Raw genomic sequence first — 17,698 nt, 5'->3', positions numbered from 1 at the left:
GGGCCATGCTGTCGCTGCAGGCTCTCAGCTGCCCCCAATGCTCCGCGCCCTTGCCGCGCGCCGCCCGCTGGCGCACGGTCAACTGCAGCTACTGCGGCGCCACCGTGGTGCGCGGCCAGGAGATCGTCGAGCGCGAGAGCTTCCGTGCCGCATGGCGACGAGCGAATGCCGACGTACCCGGCGGCCGCGTTCTTGCGTGGCGCGGCGGTCGCTACCGCGTGCTCGCGCCGCTGGCCATCGGCGAGCACAGCGAAGTGCTGCTGGCCGAACGACTGGGCGCGCTGCCCGAGCGCGTCACCTTCAAGCTCGCGCGCGAGAGCTCGGCAGACGGCGTGCTGCAGCGCGAATTCACCGTGCTTCAGGCGCTGCAGGATCTTTCCGTGCCGGGCGCCGCCTACTTCACCCGCCGCCTGCCGCAGCCGCTGGGCATCGGCGTGGCCGAGGGAATGGCCAGTGCGATGGGTGAGGGCTCGCGCCAAGCGCTGGTGCTTCGGCACCCGAACGGCTTCTGGGGCAGCGTGCACGACGTGCAGCAGGCCAACCTGCAAGGCATCGACCCGCGCCACGCCGTATGGATCTGGCGCCGCATGCTGGAGGTGCTCGCCTTCGTGCACGGCGCGGGCTGGACGCATCGCGATCTTTCCCCTGCCCATGCGCTCGTGCATCCGCGCGACCATGGCGTGCTGCTCATCGGCTGGTCGCGTGCGCAGCAGGCCACCGGATCGGCGCACGACGCGGCTGTCGCGCGCGACTTGATGCAATCCGCCTGGGCCGTGCGTGCCGTGCTGCATGGCGGAGCAGCCGGCGAGCCCGGCCTTGGCGCCCATACACCCGCCCCTCTCGCCGCCTTGCTGCGCGAGTGCAGCGAAGACGCCGCCGCCTGTCGGCGCCTCGGCGCGCAGGGCATCGAGCAGGCGCTCTCGGCCGCGTCGCGCGAAGCTTTCGGCGCGCCGAGGTTCGTCCATTTCGATCCGGCGCCCGCACCGCACGCCGGCGCCTGAATCAACGCATACGTACAACAGTCACAGAGGAGCAGAACCCATGGGCTACGGAAACTACTCGCACGCCGCACACACGGCACTCATCGCCGACCGTGCCGCAAGGCCCGGCGCGGAAGTCTTCACGCAGCGCTCCACCCATCCGCTGATGAACCCGCACGGGCTCAAGGTGCGGGAGTCGCGCGACAACGCCGACCACCCGAACTCGCTGGGCATCGCCTTCGCGCTCGACGTGACGGGCTCCATGGGCGACATCCCGCAGATCCTCGCGCGCCGTGAACTGCCCACCTTCATGAAGCTGCTGACCGACTGCGGCGTGGCGGACCCGCAGCTCATGTTCATGGCCATCGGCGACGCCAACTCCGACCATGCACCGCTGCAGGTCGGCCAGTTCGAATCGACCGCCAACCTCATGGACCAGTGGCTCACCTGGAGCTACCTGGAAGGCGGTGGCGGCGGCACCGGCGAGGAGAGCTACGAGCTCGCCTTCTACGTGATGGCGCAGCACACCGACATGGACTGCTGGGTCAAGCGCAGGAAGCGCGGCTACCTGTTCGTGACCGGCGACGAGCTGCCTTACCCGGCCGTCTCGCGCCACCAGATCGAAGGCCTCATCGGCGAGAAGCTCGACGAGGACATTCCCATCGAGGAAGTCATCGCCGCCGCCGCGGAGACCACGAACCTGTTCTTCCTGATCCCGGACGCGCAGCGCCGCCGCCGCTGCGAGCCGCGCTGGCGCGAGCTGCTGGGCGATCACGTCATCTGCATGGACTCGCCCGACGATGCCTGCGCCGTGGCCGCCGGCATCGTCGCCCTCACCGAGAAAGCCGTGCCCAGCCTCGAGGCGCTGGCCGGCGTGATGAGCGCCACCGGCATGGAAAAGGAACGCGTGGGCGGCGTGCTGCACGCGCTCGACGGCTATGCCGCGCTGCTCGATCCGTCGGCGTCGCGCCGTGCGCCGCCGAGCGTGGCGGCCGCCGGTCCGCGCTCGTCGTGGTGGAAGCGGCTCTTCGGTTGACGGCCGTGTGACGGCTCACGCGTCCACGCACTACGTCTCGCTGCTGGGCCTCGGCTTCGGGGACTGCGGCAAGGGGCTCTTCACCGATCACCTGTGCGGCGAGCTGCGGGCCCACACGGTGGTGCGCTTCAACGGCGGCGCCCAGGCCGGCCACAACGTGGTGCTGGCCGACGGCCGCCACCACACCTTCTCGCAGTTCGGCGCCGGCAGTTTCCATACGGGCGTGGGCACGGTGCTCGCGAGCCCGGTGGTGGTGCACCCCACGGCGCTGCGCGTCGAGGAAGAGGCATTGCGGCGCGCGGGCGTGGCCGGTGCGTTCTCGCGTCTGCTGGTCGATGCGCGCTGCCGCGTGACCACGCCGTTCCACCAGGCCGCCGGCCGCCTGCGCGAATGGGCGCGCGGGGAGGAGGGCGCGCACGGCAGCTGCGGCGTGGGTGTCGGCGAGACCGTGCGGCATGCGCTCGCTTCGCCCGACGATGCCTTGCACTATGGCGACCTGGCCCGGCCCGCGCTGGCGCTCGAGAAGCTCGAGGCACTGCGCGCCACATTGCTGCGCGAGTCCGCCTCGTTCGCCGTCCCTTCGCATGCCGAAGCGGCACAGGAACTCGCCATGCTCCGCGAGGGCACGCTCGCCCGTCGCTGGCTCGACGCTGTGGCGCCTTGCGTCGCACAGTCGCCGCCAGCGAGCGCGGACCGCATCGCCGAGCGCCTCGCGCGGCCCGGCGCCGTTGTCTTCGAGGGCGCGCAAGGCGTGCTGCTCGACGAGTGGCGCGGCTTCCATCCGCACACCACCTGGAGCACGATCTCGGCCGCGGCGGTCGAGGCCGTGCTGGCCGACGCGGGCATCGACGCGCCCGTGCAGCACCTCGGCGTGCTGCGCAGCTACCTCACGCGCCACGGCCCCGGCCCGCTGCCCACGCACGATCGCGCGCTCGATGCGCGGCTGGCCGAACCGCACAACGCGGAAGACGGCTGGCAGGGCGCGTTCCGCAGGGGGCATCCCGACGCGGTGCTGCTGCGGTATGCGCTGGACGCGGTCGGCACGCTCGACGGACTGGTGGTGAGCCACCTCGATGCCCTCGGGCGTGCGCAGCTGCGGTGGTGCGCGGGCTACCGCACCGCCGATGCGGGCCGCCTCGCGTCGCTGCCGCTCGGCGGCGTGCGGGACCTCGATCACCAGCAGGCGCTGACGCAGTTGCTGCAGGGCGCCGAGCCCATCTACGAGCCGCACCCCGTCGCCACGCCGCACGCGTGGGTGGAGCACGCGGAGGCGCTGAGCGGACTGCCCGTGCGCTTCGGCGCGTTCGGTCCGACGCGCGAGGCGGTGCGCGCGCGCAAGCATCTGCCCTGATCGTTTGCAAAAAGAAGGAATTTCCGTGGACTACAACCTCCCCCTGATTGCCGGCGCCGTGCTCAGCGCCATCGCCGCGCTGCTGCACGTCTGCGTGATCTTCGGCGGGCCGGCGTGGTACCGCTTCTTCGGCGCGGGGGAGCGCATGGCCGCCGGCGCGGCAGCCGGGCACATATATCCGGCGCTGGTCACGCTGCTGGTCGCAGGCGTTCTTGCCACGTGGGCCGCGTACGCGCTCTCCGGGGCTGGGGTGCTGCGGCCGCTACCGCTGCTGGCATTCGCGCTGCCGGCGATCACCGCGGTGTATTTGCTGCGGGGGCTCCTCGTCGTGGTGCTCTTCCTGTTCGACAGGCGGCGGCTGACGGCATTCTGGGTGTGGAGCTCGGTGATCTGCCTCGTGTACGGCAGCGTTCACCTTTTGGGGCTGATCCAGGTTTGGGACAGCCTGTAGGCGGTCGCGAGTCAACTTCCACGAAGGAACCTCCACGCCCAGGCTCAGGCTGTCCTTCACCTGATAGCCGAGAACTGGTGAATCCGGCTCCGGGCGGTGCGGCCGGCAGCGGCGTGTGACCCACTCGTGCGGGATGTCATCTCACGGGGCAATTTCTTACAATAAGTTGCGTTCCGTTTCACCGGGGCAACCCAAATCGCGCCTTCGTACATTCATAGCGTCCGCTCATGCCTTCGTACAGACTCGCCTCCTGCTTCGTTCGCAATGCCCGCCTTGCCGTCGGGCTGATCGCCTCCCTGACACTGTTCGCCTGTGGCGGAGGAGGTGGTGGCGCAGGCAACGCGGCATTCTTCATTCCCCCCACGCAGCAGCCCGCCACGCCTGCGCCCGCCGGCCCATCGGGCGAATCCACCGTGCTGATGCGCGTCAAGCCGGAGGCGGTCGGCGTCAACTGTTCCTTTGGCGGCGCGCGCGTCGAGGCCGGCCTGGACGCCGACAACAATCACGTGCTCGCGGACAGCGAAGTCACCTCCACCCAGTACATCTGCAACGCCACCGCCGTGGCGGATGGCCTCAGCACGCTCGCGCGCATGCGGGCGGAGCCCGCCGGCAGCCGTTGCGCGCAGGGCGGTTCGCAGGTGCTGGCCGGCAAGGACCTGAACCGCAACAACGTGCTCGACGATGCGGAGGTGACCAGTTCGGCCTACGTCTGCGGCGGTGCGCCGGGCGCGACGGGCGCCGTAGGCGCCGCGGCGTCGAATGGCCGCGACAGCCTGCTGGCATTCGCCCCCGAAGCACCGGGCGGCACCTGCGCCTATGGCGGCCAACGGGTGCAGTCCGGGCTGGACCTGAATGCCAACGGCGTGCTCGACGCGGCGGAGGTCACGGCCACGGCCTACGTGTGCGCGGCCGCGCCGGCCGACACGCGCTGGGTCAGCGTCACCGCCTCGAGTGTCCAGACCGAGTCGAACACCGGCTATCAGGCGAACTCGAGCACCGGCGTCACGCTCACGCTGCCGCCCGCGCCCACGGTGGGAGACTGGATCAAGGTGGTGGGGGTGGGCAGCGGCGGGTGGACCATCGCGCAGAACGCAGGGCAGCGCATCGAAACGCGCGGCCTGCCCGGCGGAACGGACTTCGACTGGCGCTCGGTTGCGCCCAACGGCAGCTGGAGCGGCCTGGCATCGTCCGCCGATGCCACCCGCCTGGCGGCAACATCCACCACCGGCGAGCTGTACACCTCGAGCGATTCCGGCGCGAGCTGGGTCCCGCGCCTCACGGGACAGGTCTGGAGCGGTGTCGCTTCTTCCAGCGATGGCCTCGCGCTGCTCGCCGCAACCAACGGCGGTGCGCTTTACCGCTCGACCGATGGCGGCAACAACTGGAGCAACGACGGCTCGTCCCAAGCCTGGACCGCGGTGGCCAGTTCCGCCGACGGGTCGCGCCTGGTCGCGACCGCCTACCTCGGGCAGATCTGGACCTCGTCGGACGGCGGCAGCAGCTGGACGGCGCGTGAGTCGAGCCGCGCCTGGCGCGCCGTGGCCTCTTCGGCCGATGGCCGGGTTCTTGTGGCGGCCACCAATGGCGCCCAGCTGTATGTCTCGACCGACTACGGCGTGAGCTGGACCGCTCGCGCGAGCGGCCAGTTTTGGTGGTCGGCGGCGGCGTCGGCGGACGGCAGCATCCTGTACGCCACCGTGGACACGGGCGCCGTCTGGGTCTCCACCGATTCGGGCACCACATGGGAGCAGCGCAGCGTCAACCGGGACTGGCGAGGCATCGCCACGTCCGCCGACGGCCGCTACGTCTTGGCCGCCACCAGCGGTGGCCGCCTCTACGAGTCCAGCGACAGCGGCCAGACCTGGCGCGCGACCAGCGACGCCGGTGCCTGGACTGCGGTCGCGAGCAGCGCCGACGGCGTGAAGGTGGCCGCAGCCAAGTCGGGCTCGGCCATCCAGCTCGGCACGCGTCGCACTTCGACCACCCTGGGCACGGCCGGCTCGATTTCCGGAGGGCAACAGGACTCGCTGGAGCTGCAATACGTGGGAGGCGGCGTGTTCATGCCTGTCGGCTACGTGTTGGCCAATGTGGCATTCGTCGTTCGCTGAATCTGTTTCGCGGCTCCGCGCGCTGGTGCCCCGTTCCGCTGATACGTGAGCCGAGTCGATGCAGCTTCTCAAGGATCGAATCGGCGGTGGCGGCGCCCCATTGAGGGGGTGGCATTCAATGTTGCAGGCGGTGACGAAGCGATCGTCGAGGTCGTGCTGCACGAGGCCGGCATCGATGGCCTTCGGGCCCGACGCGCGAGGCCGGGCGCGGGCGCAAGCATCTGCCTTGTAATACCTGCAGTCCGTTCCGGTATAGAAAAGTGATGGATCAACAGGGAGTAGGAGATGAAGACACTTGCGGTTTCTGATGTGGAGCGTGGCAGGCCTTACGAGTCACTTGATGCGCGGGAGTGCGTCCGCAGCTTGTTGGCCAAGCCGGCCGAAGACTTGTACTGCGCCGCGGCTCGACTGGTCTCGTGCGATACGCAGCACGCGTTCGTGAAAGCGGCGCATGACGCCTTCTACGATCACCATCCGCTGGTCATTCGACCGGACGACATCTGGTTCTGCATCGCCCAGGGTTTCGCCGCACATGTGGGGCAGAACGCCGAATTGCTCCGATCACGATTCGTGACGCACGAGGGCAAGAGAGCACTTGTCGTCGCGAGGCCCGACTTCGTTCTCGGCCAACCGAACCCGTGGCCCGAGGTGTTCGAGGCGTTCTCTGTGCAGATTGGAGAATACGTAGGTGAGCTGAAGGATGTTGTCAGTGCTCGCTTTTCGACTACTACTCCCGTTGAAGCGGCCGCATTCGACGTCTGCTTGATGGAGACCTTCGAGGGCTACTTCGACTATGAGGTGCGTTGCGGTTGCGGTATTCCCGAGATCAGGCTACTCGGTACCCCGGAAGATTGGGCTTCGATGATTCCACGCGTCAGGCGGCTCGCTACCTACGGGCTTGAGGAATGGGGCGAGACGCTCGGCGCCGTTTTGGACAAGATCCACCGCGCTGCTGCCGGTGAAGTCGATATTGCCTTCTGGCGTTCCTTCTTCCGCTACCAGAGCGGTTCTGGGCCTTCCGAGCTGACTGGCTGGATCATCACCTTGTTTCCCTATCTGATAGTCGATTGGAGAACCAATGCGCTCGGGCGCAACAAGTACTTGGGCAGCTGGAAAGCGCATTTCGACGCCGCAAATGCGCGCACCGGGTGGTTGCGCTACGACATTCCGCCGGAAGGCCCTGGCATCGGGGCTATACCGCAAGCATTGGCCAGCGCCCCTCTGCGCTGCATCGACGAACTGACCGGCCTGAAGCATCGATTGCGATTCGTGGCGGGGATGTTCGGCGTTGAACAGGATGAGGAGACTGGCGCGCTGTCAGCCAGCTTTGGGTGGGCGGTGATTCATGAGCCGACGTTGGAGGAGGGAGCCGCGACTCCAGATCGTGAGCATGTATCTGTGATCGATGAAGTTACAGGTAAGCGGATTGCCGACCAAGCGGACAGCGTTTCCGAAAGTCCCCAGATGACGATCGACCCATTCGACGAAGGGCTCCACCAGCGGCACATCGTGCCGTACGACCCCGCCTATGCCGAAGTCTTCTCGCTCGTGCAGGAGTACGCGCGAGGGCGTATCGAAGGCGTCGAGCTCGTGCACATCGGCAGCACGGCGGTGGTCGGGCTGCGCGGCAAGCCCATGGTCGACATCACGGCCATCACCGCGCGCGAGAACCTGCGCGAGGAGCAGAAGGCCTTCGAGCGCGCCGGCTTCCATCGCAGGCCGGTGTGGGTGGACAAGGACGAGAAGCCGTATGTCTGCGGCTCCGTGCTGCATGGCGGACGGCGCTTCAATGTCAACATCCACATCTGCCATCGCGGCGATCCGGTGCACAAGGATTCGCTCGCGTTCATCGACATCCTCGAGCGGCGGCCCGATCTGCGCCGCAAGTACGAGGAGGCGAAGGACCGTGCCCATGCCGTGGACCCTGCCGATCCGCAGGTCTACAACCGCGAGAAGGAGGCCGTGATCAGGGAGATCGAGGCGCAGATTCCCAAGGCCTCGAAGACCTGAGCGTCGTTCGCTGCGTGCCTCTGCTCGCCGGGTTGACCGGTGGACTGCAGCAGGGTGGAATGCCGGAGGACTCTTCGTACTTCCAGAAAGGACCTGCCTTGAAGCTCGACTCGAAACCGATTCCGCTCGTAGCCCTGACGCTGACCGTCCTCTCGATGACCGCCTGCGGGACACCGCAGGTGAAGGATGAAGCCCCGGCCGGGGCGTGCCGGCCGGACGCGGCAACCGCCCTGACCGGCAAGAACGGCGTCAGCGACGCCGAAGCTCGGCAGCTGACCGGCGCATCGACCGTCCGCCAGGTCCAGCCCGGACAGCCCGTGACGATGGACTACCGGCGCGAGCGCGTGACGATCGAGACGGACCTGAAGACGGGCAAGATCGTTCGCGCCTACTGCGGGTAGACAGCGTTCCGGGCGGGTGCTTGGCGGTGTCCCGCCCTCACCACGCGTACCCCGCCTGCACCCGGGCCGCCACCCGGCTGCCGCTTCCGCTGCTGGTCGCGGTCGAAACCCCCACGCCCAGGTTCAGGTTGTCGTTGACCTGGTAGCCGAAGGCGACGCCCAGCCCCGACGCGCCCGCGTAGTTGCCGACGGCGGCGCCCATCCATTTCTTCCCTGCAGCCAGCGTCGGCATCGACGGCATGGCCAGCGCCGCTGCCACGCCCTGCGCGGCGAAGGCGTTCGCCTGGCTCGTCGCGTTGGCCACCGCCTGCTGCAGCTGCCCGAGGTTGACGGCGTCGGTGGCCAGCAGGCCGGGCGCGACGTTCGTGATGCCGCGCAACTGGTTGGTGGCGGCGTTGCCGACCGACAGGGTGTTGTCACGGTCCGCCACCGAGCCCTGGCCCAGCGCCACCGCGTTGTTGCCGCTGGCCAGCGTGTTGGCGCCCAGCGCGACGGCGTTGTTGCCGGTGGCCACGGCGTTGTTGCCCACCGCGGTGGTGGGATCGGCCAGCGCCCTCGCGCCCGCGCCGATGGCCACCGAGCCCGCGTGGTTGGCCTGCGCACCGTTGCCGATGGCCACGGTGTTCTCTCCGGAGGCCTGCGCGTTGGTGCCCATCGAGGTGCTGCCCGCGCCGCTGGCGCCCGCACCCGGGCCGCAGGCCACCGAGCCACTCGCGCTCACGGCGCATACACCGCTGGACAGGGCCTGGTTCATCAGCGACTGCAGCGCGCTGACCTGCTGCACGGTGAAGTTGTTCGCGGTGGTGATGGCAGTCTGCTGCGCCTGCTGCACCTGGCCGACGTTGGCCGCATCGGTACTCGCCTGACCGGCCGCCACGTTGTTGATGGTGGTGCCCGCGCCGCCGTTGGCATTGAGCTGCAGCGCGGTGCCGCCCGCGCCGTACTGCGCCGAGTTCTGCGCGAGGCCCAGGGCCGTGTTGGAGGTCTGCTGCACCGTGTAGAGCTGGCTGCCGTTGACGGCGTCGGTGCTGGTGGCGTTCACCGCGCCCGCGCTCACGTTGACGAGGGTGCGCGTCTGGCCTGCCGAGCCGAAGGAAACCGTATTGGCCACGGTGGCGACCGAGTTGGCGCCGATGGCGATGCTGTTGGTCGCGCCGGCCGCGACCTGGCTGCCCGAGCCGATGGCCACGCCGCTGGTGGCCAGCGCAGACGCGCCGGCAGAGCCGTTGTAGGCGCCGCCGATCGCCGTGCTGCCATTGCCCGATGCCACCGCACCTTGGCTGGTGTCCAAGGCACTGCCGATGGCGATCGCCGAGGTGCCCGATGCCTGCGCGCCGCTGCCGCCGGCGTGGCCGGGGTAGCCGCAGCAGCCGTAGGGGCCCTGGCCTCCCGCGCCGACCGCGATGGCACCGCTGGCCGAAGCCTGCGCGCCGCTGCCGCCGGCGCCGCCCGTGCCGCCCGCGTAGCCCGGGCCGGCGGTGCCGCCGCCGCCGATGGCCGTCGCGCCGTTCGCGGTGGCACTTGCGCCGGCGCCACCCGTGCCGCCGAGTGCACCGGCGGCTCCGTTGTTGCCATCGCCGCCCGCGCCGATCGCGGTGGCGCCGTCTCCCTGGACCGTAGCGGCGGCACCGCCGCTGGAACTCGTCCAGCCCGGCTGGCTGGGCCCCGGGTTGCCCGCGTCGCCGGCCACATAGCCCGCTGCGTGAGCGCTTCCCACGGCGAGCAAGGCGGCGGCCTGCAGGCATCTGAGTACGGTGTGGGGCCGAATGGTCATGAGTTCCTCCTTCGCTGAAACGGCAGACAAGACAAAAAACCGCACGAGTGTGTGTTTTTGTTTCCAGTGCCGCCATCCCCGAGAACTGGTAAATCCGGCCCTTTCGGGCCGTTCATGAGCCTTCGCCCGCCGGGTTGCTGTTCAGTGGGAATGCGAAGGGCCGCTCCGCCGTGCCCAAGGGCGGCTGTCACGGCTGCCGCCGCGATTCGACGGCTCAGCGGCTCAGCGGCCGTTCTCGTCGCGATAGCCCTGCGGCGTCACCCCATGCTGCCGCGCGAACGCGCGCTGCAGCGCATCCACCGAGCGGAAGCCGCTGCGGCCCGCGATCTTCTCCTGCGTCCAGCTGGTCTGCCGCAGCAGCTGCGCGGCGGCGGCCACGCGGGTCTGCTCGACGAAGCGCGCCGGCGTGCAGCCGGTCTGGGCCGCGAAAGCGCGCGCGAAGTTGCGCGGGCTCATCCCCGCGCGCGCGGCCATCGCCTCGACCGACAGGTCTTCCTGCGGATGCGTTCCTATCCACGCGACCAGCTCACGCAGCCGGTGGCTGGCCGTGGCCTGCGCCTCGAGCGCTTGGCTCAGCTGCGGCTGCTCGCCGCCGCGCAGCATCGGCAGCGCCAGGGTGCGCGCGATGTCCATCGACACCGCATGGCCCAGGTCGTCCTCCACCAGCGCCAGCGCAAGCTCGATGCCGGTGGTGACGCCGGCCGAAGTCCACATCGGGCCGTCCTGCACGTAGATGCGCTCGCGATGCACGCGCACCTGCGGGCGCAGCTCCTGCAGCATGTCGCAGGCGCTCCAGTGCGTGGTGGCCTCGCGGCCGTCGAGCAGGCCGGCCGCTGCGAGCGCGAAGGCGCCGGTGCACACGCTGCCCACGCGGCGCACGTGCGGGGCCACCTCGGCGATCCACTCGCTCACCTTGTGCTCGAAGATGGCCGAGCGCACCGAAGGCTCGTCGCCGCCGGCGACGATCAGCGTGTCGATCTCGGCTGGCAACTGCCGCAGTGCCAGCGTGCCCGCGAAGCTGAGGCCGCCATTGGTGAGCACGCTGCCGCCGGCCGGCGACGCGATGTGCAGCCGGTAGGTGCCGGGGCGCATCTGCTCGGCCTTGCTGAAGACGCTGGCCGGCCCGGCGATGTCGATGGCCTCGACGCCGTCGAATGCGACCAGCACCACCACGCCGCCGGCGCCGTGGCTGGCAGGAACCGCGGCTTCTTCGTCCTTGTGGGGCAGGGTGGGCATTCTTACTCTCGGGGCATCGCCTGCAGTCATGGAGAAACGTCGATGTTCACCGGGTCATTTTCACGCGCGCTGGCTGTCGCCGGCATGGCGGTGCTCGTTCTGGCGGGCTGCTCCGCCGGCGCGCCGCTGCCGCCACCGCCGCTCGACGATGCGGCCGCGTTGCAGCGCGACCAGCAGGCCTTCGTCGATGCGATGAAGCCGCGCGACCCGGGCGGCAGCCGGCCGGTGATTGCCGTGCTCGCGTCCAACGACGGCACCGAGATGACCGACCTTCTGCTGCCTTACGCGGTGCTCGGCCGCGCCGACATCGCCGAGGTGCGCATCGTGGCGCCGCGCGCCGGCCGCGTCGACCTGTTCCCCGCGCTGCAGGTCGACGGCGCGCAGGACTTCGCCGGCTTCGACCGCGCGCATCCCTCGGGTGCCGACTACGTGATCGTCCCCGCGATGATGAAGGACGATGCGCCCGAGATCACCGCCTGGCTGCGGCGGCAGTCGCAGCAGGGCGCCCGCGTGATCGGCGTGTGTTCCGGCGCGTTGGTGGTGGGGCAGGCCGGCCTGCTCGACGGCCGGCGCTTCGCGGGCCACTGGTACGACCGCGGCACGCTGCTCAAGCGCCACGCGGGCTCGACGCACGTGCCGCACCGGCGCTACGTGGTGGATCGCGGCGTGGCCACCACCACCGGCATCACCGCGTCGGTGCCCGCGATGCTGGCGCTGGTGGAGGCCATCGGCGGGCGGGAGAAGGCCTCCGCGCTGGCGGCCGAACTCGGCGTGGCCTCGTGGAGCCCGGTGCACGACAGCACGCCCTTCGGCCTCGATGCCGGCAAGCGCTTCGCCTACCTGCTCAACAAGGCCGCGTTCTGGCGCGGCGAGCGCTGGAGCGTCGAGGTGCGCGACGGCATGGACGATGTCTCGCTCGCGCTCGCCACGGATGCGTGGGAGCGCACGGGGCGCGTGCGTGTCGAGGCCGTGTCGGCCTCGGGCCCGGTCAGGCTGCGCAGCGGACTGGTGCTGCTGGCCCGGCCCGCCGCCGGCGACGACGCGCCCCTGCTGCCCCTGTCGGCCACGCTCAAGCCGGTGCCGCAGCTCGACCGCACGCTGTGCGAGATCGCCGGCCGCCACGGCGGTGCTCGGCGCGACTGGGTGATGCTGGAGATGGAGTATCCGGCGCAGCAGGGAGCCGCCGCCTGCACGGGCTGACGCGCGGCGAGCCGCGTCATACTCTCGGCCGGATCGTTCGTTCCTCCCCCTGGGGGATGAGGCGAAGCCCCAACCGACAAGCCGGGAGTAGAAGAAATGATGACCGCATGCGGGCGTGCGCCCGTTGCCGTACTGGCGCTCGTGTTCTCGATGCTCATGAGCGCGTGCTCGACCCTGCCGCTACCGGTGTCGGACCGGCCCGTCGCAGCCATCGCCGACTACAAGGACACCCCGCTCGACGCGATCACGCGCAAGGTCCTGCCCGCGAACGAGCAGGCGGACGGCCGCTCGGGCTTCCAGCTCCTGCCCTACGGCCCCACGTCCTTCGCCACCCGCATCGAACTCGCGAAGCTCGCCACCCGCAGCCTCGACGTGCAGTACTACCTGCTGGCCGCCGACAACACCGGCCGCGCCCTGATGCGCGAGCTGCGTGACGCGGCGCAGCGCGGCGTGCGCGTGCGACTCCTGGTCGACGACCTCTACACCACCGGCGAAGACGACCTGCTGCTCGCGCTCGCCAGCTATCCCAACGTGCAGGTGCGCCTGTTCAACCCCTTTCCCGGCGGGCGCGGCAGCGACCTGACGCGCTTCATCAGCTCGGGGCTGGAGTTCGGCCGCATCAACCGGCGCATGCACAACAAGCTCTTCGTGGCCGATAACGTCGCTGCCGTGGAGGGCGGGCGCAACATGGCCGACGAGTACGTGATGAATGCCTCCGGCAGCAACTTCGTCGACATGGACGTGTTCGCGGCCGGCCCGGTGGTGCGGCAGCTCTCCGACGAGTTCGACCACTACTGGAACAGCACCGTCGTCTACCCCGTGGGCCGCATCGCCGGCAGCGCGCTCACGCCCGAACAGCTGCGGCAGAACTTCGACAGGCTCACGGCCGCGGCCAGACCGCCGCAGGCCCCGCGCATCCCGCCGGACGGCAAGATCGCCAACCCCGTCGAAGGCGAACCGTCGCTGCTGCCGCAGGAGATGGTGCCCATGCTCAACCTGCCGTTCGAACTGGCCGAGGACCGGCTCAGCCCGCTGCTGTGGGCGCGTGCGCGGGTGCTGTTCGACCCGCTCACCAAGACCGCGGGCCTCAACGAGCGCGAGAACTCCATCAAGGGCACCGTGACCGAGGGCGTGATCCAGTGGTTCCGCACCTCGCGATCGAGCATCAAGATGGTGTCGCCGTACTTCGTGCCTTCGGACGCCGCCGTGGCCGGCCTTGCGCAGGCGCAGGCCGCGGGCGTCAAGGTCGAACTGGTCACCAACTCGCTGGCCTCCACCGACGAGCCCTGGGTGTACGTGGGCTACTGGCCTCACATCCACGAGCTGCTGAAGGCGGGCGTGGCCATCTACGAGCTGAGCCCCACGCTGAGCGTGAAGCGCGGCAAGCTCGGCATCTTCGGCCACCGCACGGGCGCCCTGCACATGAAGAACGGCGTGGTCGACCACAAGGAGGTGTTCCTGGGCTCGATGAACCTCGACCCGCGCTCGGCCCACCTCAACACCGAGCTCGGGCTCATCATCGAAAGCCCGCAGATGGCGAAGCAGCTCGACGGTTTTGCCGACGCCGGCAGCGCCTACCGGCTGCGGCTCGATGCCAGCGGCCGCAACATCGAGTGGATCGAGGAAGACGAGAACGGCCGGCAGACGGCCTACGACGTGCCGCCCGAGACCACCGCGTGGCAGCGCTTCAAGCTGCGGCTGATCGCGCCCTTCATTCCGCAGAGCCAGCTGTAGCGCCGGCGCCGCGCCGGCAGCCGTTCACACGTTGCTGGTCGCGCGCACTTCCTCGATGCTGGTCTGCCCGGCCAGCACCTTCTCGATGCCGTCCTGGCGCAGGGTGCGCATGCCTTCCTGCAGCGCGGCCTGCTGGAGTTCTTCCGCGCGCGCGCCGGTCTGCACCAGGCGCCGCAGCGACTTCGACATGCTCATCAGTTCGTGGATGCCCACGCGGCCCTTGTAGCCCGTCTCGCCGCAGTGCTTGCAGCCCTTGCTGGTGTAGGTGTGCAGCCGCCCGTCGCGACCGTGGCGCTGCACCCAGCCGGCCAGCACCGCCTGGCGCTGCGCCGCGTCGCGCTGCTGCTCGGGGCCGAAGGCGTGCATGTAGTCGTCCAGCAGCTCTTCGATGGCCTCGGGGCTCGCGGGCGTGCCGGTGGTGCACTGCGTGCACAGGCGCCGCACCAGCCGCTGCGCAAGCACGGCCAGCAGCGAGTCGGCGAAGTTGAACGGATCCATGCCCATGTCCAGCAGGCGCGTGACGGTCTCGGGCGCGCTGTTGGTATGCAGCGTCGAGAGCACCAGGTGTCCCGTCAGCGATGCCTCGATAGCCGTCTTGGCGGTTTCCTCGTCGCGGATTTCGCCGACCATGATCACGTCCGGGTCGGCGCGCACGAAGGCGCGCAGCGCCTTGGCGAAGGTCCAGTCGATGCGAGGGTTGATCTGCACCTGGCGCAGCCCGGGCTGCGTGATTTCCACCGGGTCTTCCGCCGTCCAGATCTTGCGCTCGGGCGTGTTGATGTGCATCAGCGCCGAGTGCAGCGTGGTCGTCTTGCCGGAACCCGTGGGACCCACGCACAGCACCATGCCGTAGGGGCGCTCGACCGCCTTCGTCAGCTGCGCGAGGTTGTCGGGCGAGAGGCCCAGCCGGTCCATCGGAATGGGCTTGGCCGAGGCCAGGATGCGCATCACCACGTCTTCCAGGCCGTTGTTGGTGGGAATGGTCGCCACGCGCAGCTCGATGCGGTGCTGCGGCGAGTACTTCGTGAAGTTGATCTTGCCGTCCTGCGGGTTGCGCTTCTCGCTGATGTCGAGGTCGCACATGATCTTCACGCGCGCGACGATCGCGTTGCGGTAGCTCGGCGGCAGCTCCAGGTAGGTGTGCAGCAGGCCGTCGCGGCGGAAGCGGATGCGCGTCTTCTCCTGGCCCGGATAGCTCTCGATGTGGATGTCGGAGACGCCCTCGCGGTGCGCCTCGATGATCATGCTGTTGATCATGCGCACCAGCGAGTTGTCCGACTGCTCGATGGGCGCCTCGCTCACCGTAGGCGGGGCGGAAACCTCTTTTTCCAGCGTCTGCAGCAGCTCGCTCGTGCCGGCCACGTCGAAGTCCAGCGGCTGGCTGGGGTCGAGGCTGGCCGCGAAGGGGTTGGGCGCCGATCCGGTGTGTTCGCCGATCTTCTCGTACGCCGCGTTCAGCACGCCGTCGAGGTCCAGGCACTGGCCCACCACCGGCGTGACCTTCAGCTGCGAGACGAACTCCACCTCGTCGAGCGCCGAATGCCGGCTGGTCGGATCGTCGATGGCGACGATCAGCCGCCCCTCGTGCAGCATCAGCGGCATGATCTGCAGGCGTCGCGCCACCGCATGCGGCAGCTTGCGCAGCGCCTCGGCCGCCGGGGGAAAGAGATGCAGGTTGACCAGCGGATAGCCCATCTTGCGCACCAGCGCCGTCTGCAGCTGGCCCCGGCTCACCACGCCCATGCGCACCAGCGTCTCGCCCAGCGGCACCATCGGGTCCAGCTTCTGCCGGTCCAGCCCCGCGCGAAGCTGCTCCTGCGTGACCATGCCCAGCGAGATGAGTGCCTCGCCGATACGCGCGATGGGCGTGCGGCTCTGGGCCTCCAGCGCGTTCAGCAATTGCTCCGGCATGACGACTTCGTTGATGGACATTGGGGAGGTTCTCCTGCTCGATTTCGTGCATGGATCGTAGAGCGTGATCGTGTCCATTGCCACAGGTTCGAGCTTGAGTACGCAAGTACTCAAGTTAACAACGAGTTAACTCGTGACGGCAGCCTGCGGCACGGTCCGCGCGCCGGATTTCCTTCCGTCCTACGCGCTGCAGCCGCCGCCTCGTCAAACATCGACGGGATGCATCGATACGTACTTGCCACAAGTGCTCTGGTGGGCATGCTGCTCGGCTTCGCGGCGAGCGCAGAGCCCATCAAGCTGCCCGTAGACAGCGACGAGAGGGGCTCCGTCTACGTCGCCCCCAACGTCAATCCCACGGAGACATCGGCCACCGTCAACGGCGCCACCATCGGCGTGCAGCGCCCCGACGGCAGCGGCACCTACATCGGCACCGACACCTCCACCCCCCGGCCCACCTATTCGCTGGGCGCGAGCACCGGCGGCAACGTGTCGTTCTCGGGCGGCGTGCAGTCGGATGGAAAGGCCAACAACGGCGTGAAGGCCGGGGTGACGATCAAGTACTGAGAAATACCGAAGAGCGCGCAGGCGGCGCCATGACCTCGCAGGTCATGGCGTGATGACGTGCCGCCGCATAGAAACGGGAGATGCGCTACATCGTTCCCGTCGCTCTCTTTCTCGTCGGCATCATCCACATCCTTCCGCTGGCCGGCGTGCTGGGCGCGGCACGGCTGCATGGCCTGTACGGCATCGGCGTCGCGGAGCCGAACCTCGAGATCCTCCTGCGGCATCGCGCGGTGCTGTTCGCGCTGCTCGGGCTGTTTCTCTGCCAGGCCGCGTTCAGGCCATCGCACCAGGCCATGGCCCTGCTCGCCGGAGTTGCGAGCGTTGCCTCATTCCTGCTGCTCGCGGCGATGGTGGGCGGGTACAACGCGCAGCTGGCCAGGGTCTTCGCGGTCGACGTGGCGGCGCTGGCGCTGCTGGTTCTTGCGGGCGGCGTTTTCCTGTACGCACAGGCCCGTGCCTGAACGGCAGCAGCGCTCAGACCAGCGTGCCGTAGACGATGAATCCGTCGTGCGTGGCCACCTTGTCGTAGAGCGTGCGGCCCGCCGTGTTGGTCACGTGCGTCTGCCAGTACACGCGATGGCCGCCCGCGAGCTTCACGCGTTCGTACACACCGTTGATCAGCTGGCGGCCGACGCCCCTGCCGCGTTCGGAAGGCAGCGTGAACAGGTCCTGCAGGTAGCAGGTCGGCTCCAGGCGCGTGGTGCTGCGGTGAAAGAGGTAGTGGGTGAGGCCGACCAGTTGCCCGTCGCGCTCGGCGACCAGCGCATGCACCGGTTCGTAGGCATCGAAGAAGCGCTGCCAGGTGGCCTGCGTGATCTCGTCGGCGAGGGCGGTCGCGCCTTCGCGGCCGTAGAAGGCGTTGTAGCCGTCCCAGAGCGGTTTCCATGCCGCGTAGTCGGCGGCCACGGGAGGGCGGATCAGCAGGGAAGAGGTCATGTCGTC

General features: G+C 69.2%; 15 protein-coding genes. 11 read left to right on the top strand and 4 right to left on the bottom strand.

Annotated elements, in window-relative coordinates; genetic code table 11:
• Nucleotides 1-5 precede the first annotated feature (5 nt).
• From FHT32_RS00420 to FHT32_RS00390, 7 genes are all read left to right on the top strand, one after another.
• Nucleotides 6-1,001: a protein kinase family protein gene (locus FHT32_RS00420; protein ID WP_176662709.1), complete on the top strand. Its 996-nt coding sequence runs from the start codon at nt 6-8 to the stop codon at nt 999-1,001.
• A gap of 40 nt (nt 1,002-1,041) precedes the next feature.
• The gene (locus FHT32_RS00415; RefSeq protein ID WP_176662708.1) at nt 1,042-2,016 is read left to right on the top strand and encodes a VWA domain-containing protein; all 975 of its coding nucleotides are present in this window, start codon (nt 1,042-1,044) and stop codon (nt 2,014-2,016) included.
• Nucleotides 2,017-2,023: 7 nt separating this feature from the next.
• Nucleotides 2,024-3,367 carry an adenylosuccinate synthetase gene (locus tag FHT32_RS00410; protein ID WP_371132111.1) on the top strand — a complete coding sequence of 448 codons (1,344 nt, stop codon included), beginning with the start codon at nt 2,024-2,026 and terminating at the stop codon, nt 3,365-3,367.
• A gap of 25 nt (nt 3,368-3,392) precedes the next feature.
• On the top strand, nt 3,393-3,818 hold the full coding sequence (locus FHT32_RS00405) for a hypothetical protein (RefSeq protein ID WP_371132110.1): 426 nt from the start codon (nt 3,393-3,395) through the stop codon (nt 3,816-3,818).
• Nucleotides 3,819-4,045: 227 nt separating this feature from the next.
• Nucleotides 4,046-5,926: a sialidase family protein gene (locus tag FHT32_RS00400; RefSeq protein WP_176662706.1), complete on the top strand. Its 1,881-nt coding sequence runs from the start codon at nt 4,046-4,048 to the stop codon at nt 5,924-5,926.
• A gap of 285 nt (nt 5,927-6,211) precedes the next feature.
• Complete coding sequence (locus tag FHT32_RS00395) at nt 6,212-7,936, top strand: DUF4419 domain-containing protein (protein WP_176662705.1); 1,725 nt, start codon at nt 6,212-6,214, stop codon at nt 7,934-7,936.
• A 98-nt stretch (nt 7,937-8,034) separates the two neighbouring features.
• Nucleotides 8,035-8,337, top strand: a complete 303-nt coding sequence (locus FHT32_RS00390; protein WP_256098824.1) for an I78 family peptidase inhibitor — start codon at nt 8,035-8,037, stop codon at nt 8,335-8,337.
• 37 nt (nt 8,338-8,374) lie between these two features.
• Here the strand turns inward: FHT32_RS00390 and FHT32_RS00385 are convergent, their stop codons facing one another.
• Together FHT32_RS00385 and FHT32_RS00380 are read right to left on the bottom strand one after the other, a co-directional pair.
• Complete coding sequence (locus FHT32_RS00385; protein ID WP_176662704.1) at nt 8,375-10,111, bottom strand: YadA-like family protein; 1,737 nt, start codon at nt 10,109-10,111, stop codon at nt 8,375-8,377.
• Nucleotides 10,112-10,333: 222 nt separating this feature from the next.
• Nucleotides 10,334-11,347: a GlxA family transcriptional regulator gene (locus tag FHT32_RS00380; protein ID WP_176662703.1), complete on the bottom strand. Its 1,014-nt coding sequence runs from the start codon at nt 11,345-11,347 to the stop codon at nt 10,334-10,336.
• A 42-nt stretch (nt 11,348-11,389) separates the two neighbouring features.
• On the opposite strand from FHT32_RS00380, the gene FHT32_RS00375 reads away from it, so the two are divergent.
• Nucleotides 11,390-12,547, top strand: a complete 1,158-nt coding sequence (locus FHT32_RS00375) for a DJ-1/PfpI family protein (RefSeq protein WP_176662702.1) — start codon at nt 11,390-11,392, stop codon at nt 12,545-12,547.
• 96 nt (nt 12,548-12,643) lie between these two features.
• Nucleotides 12,644-14,281: a phospholipase D family protein gene (locus tag FHT32_RS00370; protein ID WP_256098823.1), complete on the top strand. Its 1,638-nt coding sequence runs from the start codon at nt 12,644-12,646 to the stop codon at nt 14,279-14,281.
• Nucleotides 14,282-14,305: 24 nt separating this feature from the next.
• Here FHT32_RS00370 and FHT32_RS00365 read toward each other — a convergent pair whose 3' ends face one another.
• On the bottom strand, nt 14,306-16,213 hold the full coding sequence (locus tag FHT32_RS00365) for a GspE/PulE family protein (RefSeq protein WP_176662701.1): 1,908 nt from the start codon (nt 16,211-16,213) through the stop codon (nt 14,306-14,308).
• Nucleotides 16,214-16,450: 237 nt separating this feature from the next.
• Here FHT32_RS00365 and FHT32_RS00360 point away from each other — a divergent pair, with 237 nt between their 5' ends.
• Together FHT32_RS00360 and FHT32_RS00355 are read left to right on the top strand one after the other, a co-directional pair.
• A complete protein-coding gene (locus FHT32_RS00360) occupies nt 16,451-16,756 on the top strand; it encodes a hypothetical protein (RefSeq protein WP_256098872.1) in 306 nt (101 codons plus the stop codon).
• An 80-nt stretch (nt 16,757-16,836) separates the two neighbouring features.
• Entirely contained in the window at nt 16,837-17,217 is a 381-nt protein-coding gene (locus FHT32_RS00355) for a phosphopantetheine adenylyltransferase (RefSeq protein ID WP_176662699.1), read from the top strand.
• Nucleotides 17,218-17,230: 13 nt separating this feature from the next.
• Here FHT32_RS00355 and FHT32_RS00350 read toward each other — a convergent pair whose 3' ends face one another.
• Nucleotides 17,231-17,692 (bottom strand): GNAT family N-acetyltransferase, encoded by a 462-nt coding sequence (locus FHT32_RS00350; protein WP_176662698.1) that lies wholly within the window; start codon nt 17,690-17,692, stop codon nt 17,231-17,233.
• Between the last annotated feature and the right edge of the window lie 6 nt (nt 17,693-17,698).

Origin of the sequence: Variovorax sp. SG517 (assembly GCF_013376045.1) — a bacterium.
GTDB lineage: Bacteria > Pseudomonadota > Gammaproteobacteria > Burkholderiales > Burkholderiaceae_C > Variovorax.
This window is presented reverse-complemented; position numbering and strand designations above follow the sequence as displayed.